Source organism: Halomonas sp. AOP7-E1-9 (assembly GCF_052376035.1).
GTDB classification, from domain to species: Bacteria; Pseudomonadota; Gammaproteobacteria; order Pseudomonadales; family Halomonadaceae; genus Vreelandella; species Vreelandella citrativorans.
The window spans coordinates 1-11765 of the sequence record NZ_JBQSVC010000054.1; the positions used below are offsets into that span (position 1 = coordinate 1).

Here is an 11765-nt window from a genome sequence, read left to right on the forward strand (position 1 = left end):
GCAAAAAAAACGCCCCGGCTGGGACGTTTTATTTATCTTTTGCCTTCCTAGCTTGTGCCGCCCTTCCTGAGCGTGACTTCCGTTTCTCCAGTGGCTCTCCTGCCACCGACAACTTCAGCCTAGATGCCAGCTACCTTGTGCGCAAATTCTATCTAGACGATATAGGACTATGCTCATACTTTCGTTTAGTGCTGTCATGCCACTAAGCGAACACTTAGCTGTGCATTCAATTCAGCATTCACCGCATAGGCCGCCGCACCTATCCAGCATCGCGCCTCAAACATGGACTGCCCAATCATGGTTAAGGGCTTATCATCTGCATCCAGGTAACGAGATTGCACGCTGAGAACAGCAGCCTCAAGACCGCTGAGGCGAACCGACACATAATTATCAAGCAGCTCTGCAACATTTAACGAAATCGCTTCGTGTCCCAGCATAGACACCACATCTATTTGCAGTGCCTCACTAGCAGTTAATACCGAGGCTTTTAGGTTGATAGCTTCCCGCAGTAACTCCAGTTGCTGGATAGTGCCCATTAGGGCCCCATAGTGCATATCTTCTACATCCGCTGATAGTGACGTGAGCAGGCTGATTGCGTTTCGCAGCAGGTCGTTAGCGTAGGTTAGGCGGTTCATGAATCACCCCCTAGGGCTGGCTCATGGCGCTCAATGATTCTACCAAGCTGACCGACCAACTTAGATACTTCGGTGCTGCCGCTGCTATCACGAAGCCTAACCATGCCAGAGAGCAACGCAAGGAGCTGCCACCGAGTATCCAAGTCAATGACAGGGTCACACTTGCCCATTACGTGCGAAAAGCAGTCGTCACTACCTCCCCATTCACTAATACAGCTAACACAGCGGTTGCGATAAGGAATATCCTTGTCTTCTTCATCCTTTACCAACTGCATGCCTGGCTCATGGCGGCCACACATATCGCATAATCCAAGCTTTGACCGAGCGTTAAAGTCGATGATGTTACTCATGCCGCTTCCTCCCGACCAAACAGCTCTTCCAGCTTAACGCCATAGCATGCTTGCCATGCCTCAGCAGGCCAAGCCACTACCTCGCCGTAACGGGGACACGGTACCTTGTTTGGGGTAATGCCCTTTTCCTTACACCAGTTCTTCAGAGGCCGAAAGCCCTGCTTGCCATACTTACAGCCCATAGCTTTTTCAACGGCGGTTACCGTGGCCTCAGTCGAATTTCGGCCTAGCTCCTGCTCTAGCTTATGCACTTTACGGGAGGCAGCGGACAGTTTTCCCATTACCGAAGCTTCGCGGCTGCTGCTGATTTGAGCCTTGGTGGCAATCGCTTGGTCGCGCTGAGCCACTGCTTTTTGCTCTGACTCTTTAGCGTCAGCCCAAGCCCGGGCGGCAATAACTGGATTGCTAAAATCAGGTAGTGATGAGATGGCTTCTTTAGCGCGCCGCTCACACTCAATGAAATACTGCCGGGCTTGCTTACCCTTCTCATTGCGCTCGACCATGGATAGCTCTTTAGCCATGTCGAGAGAGATGTGATACTCGACCCTTCCTTGCTGTCCAAAGTTATCAGCATAAGTGATTGATTGTAGGGCTTCATTTTTTTGTGAGCCCATCTTAAAGCCTTTCCCGGGCTCCATTTCGTGCGCCACAAAGTCTTGTCCGTCGACAAAACCGTACTGCTTGATACGGCTTTGAATCCAGGTGGTGAACTTAGCTTTAACCTCAAGAAATTCGTGTAGATCCCGCGCATTTACGGTGTTAATGGCTTCGCCGCCGATGGTGGCAGCTTCAATGGCGATAATGATGGCATTAGTGCTATTATTCATGGCGCAGTTTCCTTCTTTGATGGGTTGGTTCTGTGTATCCGAAGCCCTAGGTGTTCCCGCACCTGGGGCTTCTTTTGTTTCAGGCTGCTGTTTTTTCTTCATCATGGCGCTTTGCTTCACGGATAAGGTTGTTGACCAGCCACGTGCGGCTAAGGCGAGTTTCTTTGGCTTTAGCGTCGAGCCAAGCTTTTAGCTCTGGATCGATTCGAAGGTTGAATTGCGGGTTAGCGTTAGCCATAAATACTCCTTACAGCAGGTAGCACCATGCTACCAACAACCCCAAGGTAGCACGCTGCTACCTTGACCGCAATAGCAGCGTGCTACATATTTAGCGCATGAGAAAAGATGACCCCCAGATAAACCTGCGAATACCACCTGACCTTAAGGAGCGTATACAGCAGGCGGCCAAAAAAAATCGCCGCACCCAGACAGCGGAGATCGTCGCTCGCCTACAGGAAAGCTTCGAGCTGTCTTTAAGTAGCCCGGATAAAGTCGAGGATGAGCTTGAGAAAGTGGTAGGGGAGTTCGGAAAGATGCTTGAAGACCTGAAAAATAACTTCGACATCAAGCGGAAAGACGATAAGTAGCCTAAACCTTTACCGCTTTTCGCTATCTAAGATGTAGCAAAATGCGCTATGTTGTTAGGAGGCTACGAGGTAACAAAATTATGAGTCTCAAAATTAAGAATTTCGCGGGTCACTTTGCTCGTGTAGTAAGCGTCTCCGCTGCACAAAGAGGCAACATAAAGCCTGTCCGTCGTTTCGAGGCAGTCATAAGTTCGCCAAAGGATGACAAACAAGCTATGAGCGACGATTTTATGCGCGTTGGCACGGACATGAAGAAGGCAATGGAACGGCATGGCAGACACCTCCAGCTCACCGAGTGAAGTAGAACACGCCCCTTCGTCTTCCCCCGAACAAATGGGTCTAATAGCTCAACAGATGAGCTATTCAGGCCCCCTTCCTCCCTCCTCAGAAATGAGGAAGTATGAAGAAATAGCTCCCGGTTCTGCCGAACGTATCCTGGCAATGGCTGAGAAAGAGCAAGAACATCGCCATTCGAGCGAAGTGAAAGAAAACCAAGTAAACGAAAGAATCGCCGATTCTGATGTTCGCGCGCAAGATGCGAGTATCGGCGAAATCCAGCGTGGACAATGGATGGCTTTTGGACTTGGGGTGGCCTTTCTAAGTATCACTGCTCTATTAGGGTTAAAAGGCCATGAGCTTGCAGCATCAGCGTTAGGTCTTGGTGGCGTTGCAGCGGTAGCCACTGTATTTATTAAGGTGCGCAGCAAGCAATAGCAGGCCCTCGCAATTGCCTAAACTCATGCCTGCTTGCCCTGAATGCACGCCACAGATAAGCAGCAAGAAAATAATTTCAAAGGCGAGGTATATTATGAATGAATTTTTACTTGCTGGAATGCTACTAAGTCTTGCCGTTGTGTCAGGTGGAATGATCTGGAGTCAGCACCGTGAGCACCACGGCAAAGAGTCGCTGACTGATAGTGCTGTATCCTGGATCAGTAAGCGTATTGCTTAAGTAAGCAACATGATAAACACTAAGCCACCGAGTACGGTGGCTTAGTGTTTTTAGCAAATGCTAAAGACCCATCTCTTATTATTGCGTTGCGCAAGCCAGTCGTGAAAAGCTTTCTGCTCGTTTATTTCTCTAAAATTTGGCACTCGCTGTTCAAGCCCCCCCCAGAACGCATCTTCTTTTATTACTTTCTGGCTTTGCGTTGAGGCGTGTGCTCTATCTCTTCGCTTGGACTCGCTGGCTGTCATCAAAGACCAGCCGTTCCCTCTCATGCAGTCTTCAAAAATTCGCTGATTAGACTGCGCAGCATTAGCAGCAGACATGGCATTCCAGCCTTGCTGAAAGCCAGAGCTTAAACTGCCATATCCCGTTTGCTGAGGAGTGACTATTTGATGGTTAGCAGGCCCTGCCATTGCAGCACAGCTTGCCCTATCCTTATAAAACTCCTGACTGGAAGCGCCTGTTTTATGCCAGCCCACATTTTGTGATCCGCCCGTAGAGTTTGCACACCCAATTAATAGCAACATGGCTGCCCCAGCAGCTGTAATTCTAACTACCATCATAATTCCCTTAATTAGATTGAGCCCAAACTCAAATGTATAAGCCTTAATGCCCGCGCGTCCACACCATAAAGGAAAGGCCTAAAATGCTATCACCCGAAACTGCCGACATTCTCGCCGTCATACTAGGTTTTGGCCTCTTCGGCCTGATCGTGATGACCACAGTCAGTTACCACTGGAAGACCCTGCGTGGTTGGCTGATCATTAGCTACGTGTTTATTCCCGGTTTTGTACTGGTGGCGGCGGTGCTGATTAACTACCCGCCGCTACTCTTTGGGGCCCTGTTCTTCTTGGGCGTTGCCGCTACAGGTGGTAAGCGCCGCCGTTAATCAGCCAGCCCGACGCGCTTGTTCCACTCTCTCGCCTAACGCTTTCTGGATTTGATTGCGAATCGCTCTATAGCGGTCGATACGTTGGCGCTTTTCTTCGGCGCTTAACGCTGAGCGCTGCGTTTCCTCAATCTGCTGGCCAATGGTACGAAGCCGTGTTTGGGCGCTGTTCAACGCTGGCCTTAAGCGCAGCAGGTCGCCCTTATTGCGTGCCAGCGCCTGAGCTTCTTCCAGCCTACCCATTTCCCTTAGCTCTCGCATGTCGGTATGCGCACGCTGCGCCTCCCGCAAGGCATCATAAAATACAGTTCCGTATTTGGTGTAGGTGTCCTCATTGCCCAGATTTCGGTAAAAACGCCGAACAGGTTGATATTCATACCAACGCTTCGCGGGAGTATCGTGGCCAGTCGCCGTATTCCAGGCGATATCAATGGCACCCGCTCCCCAGCTGCCTAGCTGTCCCAAATAGCCACCGATCAAGTGATCTACCTGTACAGGACTTAGCGCAAAAGGATTGTCGTCGGGGTCGCCAATACCACCAACCGTAGCATTAAGCCCATGGCTAAGGCCTGAAGCAAGCTTCGTCGTGGACTCCCTGCGCCGCAACTCTGGAGACATGCGATCCATTCCCATGCTTTCAATTGGGCGGCCTGTAAAGGCGTCACGGTTTGAATAAACATCAAGCATGGGCTGTACCGCTTGAGGAACTGGCGAGAAGGAAAAGGTCTGCGTCAGCATGTGTCCCAAGCGCTGCGCAAAGAGATCGCCAGTAGCCTCATCGTCTACAAATTGCTCTGTGATGCGCTCCGCTAGCGTGGTAATCGCCCCTACCTCAAACGGCTTGGGTATTTGGATATGAGTGTCCCCAAAGAAGAAATGGTAGTAGCTGTCCTTTTGCCAATCTTCCAGCTTCTTAAACTCCTCTTCTTCTCGGTTATTCAAGTAGAGCGCAACGGATGCCAATGACATTGCCCCCGCAACGGCCCAGAAGCGGGCGGCGGCCTGCTTATCGCTCACGCCCGGCTGACCATAGCCAAATGCTGCCGCCACCACGTTTGTGCCAGGCTTGATACCACTCCGATAAATCTTGTCCAACCCCTGAATCCGAGCATTCAAAAACGGCACAATATCCGTGAGGATGCGCATAGCAGGCCAAGCCCCGCGCGCACCAAAATCAATCAGGTCACGTGCCTGAAAATTGGCATAAAGCTCCCCGCGCTCTGCCGCGTTTTGCTCATAGATACGGGCACGGTTGATGTTTTCTGTAAAGTTATTGAACTCCGTCCACTTTTGCCAAGGGGCCATTAAGCGATTCATGCCTTGCTTCATGTCTTTTAGGCTATTGATGGTAAAGGTTTCACTACGCACCTTCGCCATCTGCGCCCGTATCTCATCAGGGCTGGAACCATATACATGCCCGAAGTGAAACGACCCACCTGCCGCCATCATTTTGGCTTTTATTTTGGCGTCGCGATACGCCATGCCACCTTTGATAACGTTACCGAAGGCGTTCTTGCTCACAGGGGATGTCGCCACCGCCTGCATAGAATCGCGCATCAGGTTGGCAACCTGAAACTGTGGCGTTGCCGTTACGCCAACGGTAAAGATACGTTTCATTTGCCGCATAAACTGCATCATGGTGCTATTCATGCCAGGGTCAGCGAGCGCTGTCAGTGCATTAAAAACGAGCGGGTCATCAACCTGATAATACGTTTTTTTACCATCACGCAGCACATAAGTGCTTGTCTGTGTGTCCCGGTTGCTTTCAGGTACCTGATGGGCAATACCCGCCTGCCGGGCATTATCAAGCGCTTGGGAAGCGGCCCTGTTCTTGAGCGAGGCTTCAAGCAAGTAATGAAAATTTAGCATCGTGTTTTCAAGCAGGTCGTTAAGGTTTTCTTTCCCCCCTTTAAGCTTTTTCATCTGCTTTTGTCGCGACAAACCAGCCGCGGGCATCGGTCCTGCCGGCGCTTTCTCATCACGCTGCACCCGGTAAAAAGGCACGTAAAATTCATCACGCCATAGCGTGCGTGCATCACTGCTTATTACCCCCGTCTCCTCTGCGATGGAGAGAACATCGTCACGATACTGCTGAAACTCCCGGAACACGCTGGCATAGGCACCTATACGGGAACGACCATCAGCCAATCGCCCCCGGTTCCAAGTGGTCATGGCCTCAATTTCATTTGGCTCGAAAAGGTTTTCCCGCCCCTGATCGGCCAATTGTTTTGATCGATTGCCTGCCACCCAGCCGAAGAAGCGCTCAATTTCAGCGGGGCTACCCAGCTCGCCCAACACCTCGCCAAGTCCGCGCGTATCTTCCCGCGTAGAAATAACGCGCTGATCTTCCATGTAGCGAAGCCGACCCGCTGTCATCATGGTATGCAGCGCCCCATTGGCCGCGCTCGACATACGAGCAAGCACCCAACTGCTGGCCGTTATATTTTCCTCGGCCATATCTTTACCGTGTACCTGCTCATCCAGCCGCTTAAGAGCCGCATATTGATCAACAGCACCTACCCTTACGCGCTCCCCGATACCATCCCAACGCTGCTTTAAATAGTCCTTAAGGCGGCGCGTAGTAGGTGGTCGTCCTATTTTTTCAGCAGCTGAGCGGTCAGCATCACTAAAGTCATCAAAGGCGTTGCGTAAACTGAACAGCGTATCGTCACCTTGCTGGCCATTATTTGGCGCAGAAGGCTCATGGGGTTCACCTTGGCTCTCTGTATCACGCTGCTGTTGCCGCAGGTAGTCGCGCGAACGCTCGGAAAGCTGCATAACATCAGCGTCGGTCCAGTTCATGTTAGGGAAATACCGACGTAACAGTTCGCGGATTTTTGCAACCGCACGGCGCAGCACATTAGGCTGCCACCCTTTCTCAGTAAGGTGTGCAACCATCTCTTCAGCGATCATCACCTGATGTTCAGGGTTGGACCGATCAAGGAATGGGTAGCTTTCCAACACCTCATTAAACGCTTCACGCCCGCGCGGATCTAATGGCAAAGAGTTATAGACCTGCCGCATAACAGTATCTAGCTCGTCGCCCAATACACCACGCACCCCCTTATGGCCTACTGCTTCATGTACCGCTGTACGAATGCCGTCCTCAACGCTGTCTACGTTATCCGCGACCACATAAAGCTCATCACCAACAAACATGCCACGCACGTCTGAAGGATTAACGCCACGAAGTGCCATGCCCATAAGAGCAGAAGGCGGAAGCTCGGCAGTACTCTGAACAACCCTGGTGCCCGCCATTTCCGGCATGTCACGAATAGAAGCTTCAATTTCAGAGCGAATGGGCGCCGCGTTAGGGGTGCGAGGCTCAGGGTTGAGGGAGTAGCCCTGCTGGCTGAATACGCGCTCAGCTTCAGCGCGATCTGCGGGTGCCTGCACTTGTGATTCAGGGGGTGAAATACTTGTATCTTGACCTTGAGTAGCGCCTGGCGAGCGCGGTACCTGAGACGTAGTCGCTTCGGTTTCAGTGGGCGCTAAAAATCCCCATCCGCCTTCTACCTCGACAGGCTGAGCATTCGGCGTATCGCGGAAACGTTTGGATAACTCAACAGCGCGACGGGTCTGGAACGGCTTGCTATCGGCTTTTAGTATGGGCGCTGTTTCGGCAGTAGGCGCGTTTACCTGCTGGCTTTCTATCGCTTCGCGTTGCGGTGAGGCGGCTTCAGGTGATGCTTGAAAGCGAGGATCAGCGAATGGCTGATCAAGCCCAGTGTTGGCATTGCCTGCAACGGGGCCATCACCATAGACAATGCCGCTATCAACAAGCTGTGGGTGCTGACCTGCCACCTGCGTGCGCAGGTGTTCAGCACCTTCACGCTGAGCGGCCATGCCTTCATCGCGGCGCACATGACGAGCTTGCGGCTCGTAATGCGTGGTGTCGGCAGTTGGTCCGCCCATGTTGATGACGTTAGGGTCAGGCGCCTCCAGGCCTAGCGCGTTGTCTTGGCCAAGTAGTCCTGAAACAGGTGGTTCATCATAAACTTCGCCCTCAATTGGACGCTCTCTTGTGCCAGTCCGGCTGAGGTTTTCTTGTAAACTACGCTCTATCTCTTGAGCCCTTCCAAGCTTGATTTCAGCAAGGTCAATCTCGTTATTCTCAAAATGACGTTCAGACTCATCAATTAAACGACGAACATTACGCAGCCGTGTCGTTGCCTCAAACGTCCCCTTGGCACGCCCAGCAATATCATCAACGCTCGACATTGCCATTTGGATACGGTTACCTAAATCGCTCGCCCGCTGATAGCTAGAATCGGCATCCTCATCTCCCGGGATCGCCTCGTCAATTCCCCCTTCAGCCCCCTCTTCCAAGGGGTCAGGCGCGCTGCTTTGCTCTGCTTGCTGATTCAGCTGGTCCAGTTCACGACGTGCATTACGTGACTCAACAGCACCTGATGGTGCCGATAGTCCCGCCCCTGCAACAGCCCCAACCCCCATACCATCAACGACTCCGCGCCAATCTATGTCTGGCGCGTTGGCCAGCAATGACTCCCCGTTTTCCTCTACCCAATAGCGCGCATGCTGCTCAACAATGGACTGCAGCCCTTCGGTAACGCCTTCTGTTGCGGCGCCCTGCATACCTCTTTGCTTTATATTGCCCAGCACACCACGTTCAGCAGCATCCTTCAGTACACGCTGCGTAATATCGTTACTGGCCTGGCTTCGCATGGCGGGCGACATTGTCCGCAGCAAGCCAGCAGGCAATACAGCGTCAAGCGTCCCTGCAATAACGCCATGAGCTAGCGCTACATCTGAATCACCCAGCTCACCGTATAAACTGCCGGTATACTCGCCAGCACCGCTCGCAACAGCCCCGCCTACTTGCCCAGCCTGGGTGGCTTGTGCTGCGCCGCGTGCTGATAAATTGCGGGTCAAGCCCTGCGCAACACCACGGGCAGCTATGCCGCCTGCGCCGCCAGTGCCCATGCTTAGCGCTACCGAAGGCAGCATGCTCCCCAGGCTATGGGCAATGTACTCGCCCCATCCCGGGTCTCGCTCCAAGTCATCGCGCTCAGAGAAAAAATCACTAAGCCCATACCCCAGATCATGCTCCGCCGCTTGGGCTGTTTCGCGGTCATAAAGTCCCATGCCCGCATCATAAAGCGCATCGCTTTCCAGCTTTTCGCCCGCCAGCGCGGTTAAACCACCTGCTGAGGCTTTCAGCCCATGCCAGCCTTGCTGAAGGCCATCGGTGAAGCCTCGGCGCTCATCATCCTGCACGGGTTCGCTAGCAACAGCAGGCGTCGCCTTGCGTTGTCGAATAAACTGCCGCAAATCTTCGCGGTTAATATCGGTCATACGGCGAGCCTCCCGGCTGGCACAATAAAAGGGTTATGGCTGGCGTAACTGCTCGGCAATTTTAAACGCCCGAGCACGCAGACGATCTGTCATATCGCCGCTTGCCTCTAGTTCATCAATTTGCTGTAGCCATGCTTGGCGCTGCTCAGGCGAAATAGGCGTTCGATGAAGCATGGAGCCTCGATAGGTGGGCGGCGGCTGCATTGTGCGTTCAATATCTCCAAGCACATCATCAATCTCATTGACGCGCGCGCGCTGCTCGCGTGCTTTTTGACGCTGCTGGTGACGCTGCTCGACCTCTTCAGAAATGCTTAGTCCCACAGGCTCCTCATTACCACCTTCATCTAAACCAGGGGCTTGGGAGGTTAACTCCTGTTGCACGGCTTGCAGAAGCTGAGGAGTTAACGATAATCCTCTGCTTTGTGTGTATTGCCGGGCCTCACTAAGAGTTGGAGCATCAACACCTAAATTTCGCGCATAAACTGCGTCCAACTCATTGAGTCGTGATTGACGGTCAGTTGCATCAATGAGGGCATCGTCAGTGAGAATTGAGGTTTGGTCCTTGGTGTAACGATCAAGAATGTCATTCAGCCGATCCTGGCTCATCCCAGACTCAATCTTCTCGCCGCGCAATATCGCCAACATTCGATTGGCGTTATTTTTGACTTCGGGGCCGCCTGCATTGAATGCGTTGCGAATCGCACGTATCCCTTGAATGTGATTAACTATTTTTTCTATAGGAATCTGCATGACCATCGCATCTTCTTCAGTGCCACGCCCCTCCGTCATCGGAGCGCGATACGTACTGCCGTCCTCGCGAGTCATTTCAAGCTCAGCTGTAACGCTGTTACCGTCTGGTGCCGGGTACCAGCCAGAAATTCGCTTTTTCCCACCCTCGCCTACATTAATGAGGTCATCAAGCAACAGATTAACTTGATCCAGCGACTCCATGTCATTGGCATCAGCCGGGCTATTAATATCAAATACATCAGCGGCTCGCTGAATCGCAGCATCAGACCTAGAATCAAACACCGGCCAGACATGAGGGCTTCGCCGCATTAGATCAAGCTCAATTTCGGACAGGGACTCAGGGCCGAATTGGCCCGCTTTAGCAAGCGCAATATGGATGCTCTCCTGATCTCTCGCTCTCTGCTGAGCTTCTTGCTCAGCATTAAACCGGGATTGCTGAAGGCCCAATTGCTGTTGCTGTAAACCTAGCTGGCGATCAGCCGTCTGCATGGAGTGCTCAGCTTTACGCTCTTGCAAACTAAATCCCTTTTCGGCCAAACCAAAGCGGCGATCAGAATCTGTAACAGATTGATCAAACTGATCTTGGCTTAGGCCAAAACGACGATCCCCGTCTTCACGCTGCCATGCCGCATTATCGCGGTGTATTTTTAGTTGCTCGTCTGCCCGCCGGTCTGCCGCCTGCCCGCGTTGGTATTGGTTCATCAGGCCGAACCCTTGGGCAAAACCATCTGCCAAACCACGCATATCTAAACCTGCCATGCCCCGCCTCCTATAAACTTACGAGTCAAAATGAAGACATAAGTAGACCTACGCCCGCCCCGATGGCCGCACCCCACGGACCGCCAACGCTGCCTGCTTGCGCACCCGCCATCATGCCGATACCAGCACCGGTGCCCACAGCCTGCATCTGCTGGGCTTTTTTAGCCGATGCCATTTGATCTTCATGCATTTTGGCTTGGCGTTGCTGACCTGCGAGGTCGCTCAGTCCTTGCATGGCTTCGCCTTCCATTTTCTGACGTAGTCCTAATAGCCCGTAGCTCATGAGTTCATCACCTTGTCTGGAATGTTGGAGAGGCCCATGCCGCCCGCTAAAATGGCGCCCTGGCGGTCTTGGGCCGATATACGTGCTTCGTTGCCAGCGCTCACCATGGAGGCGCTGCGCTCGATGTTAGTGCGGCGTTCTTCGGCGGCTTGCTGCTGAGGGGTCTGACTAATGCCAAAGCCTTGGCGCTGCAACGCCAAGCCCTGCTGGCTGCTGTCATACGCCAGCCCTACCGCGTTACTGGCGTTAGCGCCTGCGACGCCGGGTGCGTTGTTGTCTTGCGCTACGCGGGCAAGCTCAGTGACGTAGGGGGCAAAGCGGTTCTGCCAATCCCCCCACTGCGCGCGGTTAAGTTGGCCAAGAAGATGAGACGCCCCTTGGTCGCCGCGCATGGCTTGATTGGGGTCGATGCGTTGCTGT

At 52.8% G+C, this 11765-nt stretch carries 14 protein-coding genes; 5 read left to right on the forward strand and 9 right to left on the reverse strand.

The window, feature by feature from the left end; translation table 11 throughout:
- On the forward strand, nucleotides 1-206 hold a 206-nt coding region (locus ACT3R4_RS17580; protein ID WP_496201874.1), incomplete at its 5' end, for a hypothetical protein.
- On the opposite strand, the gene ACT3R4_RS17585 is transcribed toward ACT3R4_RS17580, so the two are convergent.
- The 4 genes from ACT3R4_RS17585 to ACT3R4_RS17600 are packed head-to-tail and all read right to left on the reverse strand — an operon-like array spanning nucleotide 195 to nucleotide 2050.
- Nucleotides 195-635 (reverse strand): hypothetical protein, encoded by a 441-nt coding sequence (locus tag ACT3R4_RS17585; RefSeq protein ID WP_441680110.1) that lies wholly within the window; start codon nucleotides 633-635, stop codon nucleotides 195-197. The two genes, ACT3R4_RS17580 and ACT3R4_RS17585, sit on opposite strands and share 12 nt — an antisense overlap.
- On the reverse strand, nucleotides 632-985 hold the full coding sequence (locus ACT3R4_RS17590) for a hypothetical protein (RefSeq protein ID WP_441680112.1): 354 nt from the start codon (nucleotides 983-985) through the stop codon (nucleotides 632-634). Before ACT3R4_RS17590 ends, ACT3R4_RS17585 begins: the two co-directional genes overlap by 4 nt.
- Nucleotides 982-1917 (reverse strand): antA/AntB antirepressor family protein, encoded by a 936-nt coding sequence (locus ACT3R4_RS17595; protein ID WP_441680114.1) that lies wholly within the window; start codon nucleotides 1915-1917, stop codon nucleotides 982-984. The genes ACT3R4_RS17590 and ACT3R4_RS17595 overlap by 4 nt, the downstream gene beginning before the upstream one ends.
- Nucleotides 1892-2050: a ribbon-helix-helix protein, CopG family gene (locus ACT3R4_RS17600; RefSeq protein ID WP_441680116.1), complete on the reverse strand. Its 159-nt coding sequence runs from the start codon at nucleotides 2048-2050 to the stop codon at nucleotides 1892-1894. Before ACT3R4_RS17600 ends, ACT3R4_RS17595 begins: the two co-directional genes overlap by 26 nt.
- Nucleotides 2051-2147: 97 nt before the next feature.
- Here ACT3R4_RS17600 and ACT3R4_RS17605 point away from each other — a divergent pair, with 97 nt between their 5' ends.
- The 3 genes from ACT3R4_RS17605 to ACT3R4_RS17615 all read left to right on the forward strand — a co-directional run bounded on the left by ACT3R4_RS17605 (nucleotide 2148) and on the right by ACT3R4_RS17615 (nucleotide 3351).
- Nucleotides 2148-2399, forward strand: coding sequence for an Arc family DNA-binding protein (locus ACT3R4_RS17605; protein WP_441680117.1), 252 nt, complete (start codon nucleotides 2148-2150; stop codon nucleotides 2397-2399).
- 270 nt (nucleotides 2400-2669) lie between these two features.
- Nucleotides 2670-3113 carry a DUF2335 domain-containing protein gene (locus ACT3R4_RS17610; protein ID WP_441680118.1) on the forward strand — a complete coding sequence of 148 codons (444 nt, stop codon included), beginning with the start codon at nucleotides 2670-2672 and terminating at the stop codon, nucleotides 3111-3113.
- Nucleotides 3114-3207: 94 nt separating this feature from the next.
- Nucleotides 3208-3351 carry a hypothetical protein gene (locus ACT3R4_RS17615; protein WP_441680119.1) on the forward strand — a complete coding sequence of 48 codons (144 nt, stop codon included), beginning with the start codon at nucleotides 3208-3210 and terminating at the stop codon, nucleotides 3349-3351.
- Nucleotides 3352-3401: 50 nt separating this feature from the next.
- Here ACT3R4_RS17615 and ACT3R4_RS17620 read toward each other — a convergent pair whose 3' ends face one another.
- On the reverse strand, nucleotides 3402-3908 hold the full coding sequence (locus ACT3R4_RS17620) for a hypothetical protein (protein WP_441680120.1): 507 nt from the start codon (nucleotides 3906-3908) through the stop codon (nucleotides 3402-3404).
- An 86-nt stretch (nucleotides 3909-3994) separates the two neighbouring features.
- On the opposite strand from ACT3R4_RS17620, the gene ACT3R4_RS17625 reads away from it, so the two are divergent.
- Nucleotides 3995-4237 carry a hypothetical protein gene (locus ACT3R4_RS17625; protein WP_441680122.1) on the forward strand — a complete coding sequence of 81 codons (243 nt, stop codon included), beginning with the start codon at nucleotides 3995-3997 and terminating at the stop codon, nucleotides 4235-4237.
- Here the strand turns inward: ACT3R4_RS17625 and ACT3R4_RS17630 are convergent, their stop codons facing one another.
- The 4 genes from ACT3R4_RS17630 to ACT3R4_RS17645 all read right to left on the reverse strand — a co-directional run.
- Nucleotides 4238-9553 (reverse strand): LPD38 domain-containing protein, encoded by a 5316-nt coding sequence (locus ACT3R4_RS17630; protein ID WP_441680124.1) that lies wholly within the window; start codon nucleotides 9551-9553, stop codon nucleotides 4238-4240.
- Between the two features lie 33 nt (nucleotides 9554-9586).
- Entirely contained in the window at nucleotides 9587-11062 is a 1476-nt protein-coding gene (locus ACT3R4_RS17635; protein WP_441680126.1) for a hypothetical protein, read from the reverse strand.
- A gap of 25 nt (nucleotides 11063-11087) precedes the next feature.
- Entirely contained in the window at nucleotides 11088-11345 is a 258-nt protein-coding gene (locus ACT3R4_RS17640; RefSeq protein ID WP_441680128.1) for a hypothetical protein, read from the reverse strand.
- A partial coding sequence (locus tag ACT3R4_RS17645; protein ID WP_496201263.1) for a hypothetical protein occupies nucleotides 11342-11765 on the reverse strand: 424 nt, incomplete at its 5' end. The genes ACT3R4_RS17645 and ACT3R4_RS17640, both read right to left, overlap by 4 nt.

Excerpts from the sequence above, each read along its gene's own strand:
- ACT3R4_RS17585 (WP_441680110.1), bottom strand. The coding sequence starts at position 635 with ATGAACCGCCTAACCTACGCTAACGACCTGCTGCGAAACGCAATCAGC.
- ACT3R4_RS17590 (WP_441680112.1), bottom strand. The coding sequence starts at position 985 with ATGAGTAACATCATCGACTTTAACGCTCGGTCAAAGCTTGGATTATGC.
- ACT3R4_RS17595 (WP_441680114.1), bottom strand. The coding sequence starts at position 1,917 with ATGATGAAGAAAAAACAGCAGCCTGAAACAAAAGAAGCCCCAGGTGCG.
- ACT3R4_RS17600 (WP_441680116.1), bottom strand. The coding sequence starts at position 2,050 with ATGGCTAACGCTAACCCGCAATTCAACCTTCGAATCGATCCAGAGCTA.
- ACT3R4_RS17605 (WP_441680117.1), top strand. The coding sequence starts at position 2,148 with ATGAGAAAAGATGACCCCCAGATAAACCTGCGAATACCACCTGACCTT.
- ACT3R4_RS17610 (WP_441680118.1), top strand. The coding sequence starts at position 2,670 with ATGGCAGACACCTCCAGCTCACCGAGTGAAGTAGAACACGCCCCTTCG.
- ACT3R4_RS17615 (WP_441680119.1), top strand. The coding sequence starts at position 3,208 with ATGAATGAATTTTTACTTGCTGGAATGCTACTAAGTCTTGCCGTTGTG.
- ACT3R4_RS17620 (WP_441680120.1), bottom strand. The coding sequence starts at position 3,908 with ATGGTAGTTAGAATTACAGCTGCTGGGGCAGCCATGTTGCTATTAATT.
- ACT3R4_RS17625 (WP_441680122.1), top strand. The coding sequence starts at position 3,995 with ATGCTATCACCCGAAACTGCCGACATTCTCGCCGTCATACTAGGTTTT.
- ACT3R4_RS17630 (WP_441680124.1), bottom strand. The coding sequence starts at position 9,553 with ATGACCGATATTAACCGCGAAGATTTGCGGCAGTTTATTCGACAACGC.
- ACT3R4_RS17635 (WP_441680126.1), bottom strand. The coding sequence starts at position 11,062 with ATGGCAGGTTTAGATATGCGTGGTTTGGCAGATGGTTTTGCCCAAGGG.
- ACT3R4_RS17640 (WP_441680128.1), bottom strand. The coding sequence starts at position 11,345 with ATGAGCTACGGGCTATTAGGACTACGTCAGAAAATGGAAGGCGAAGCC.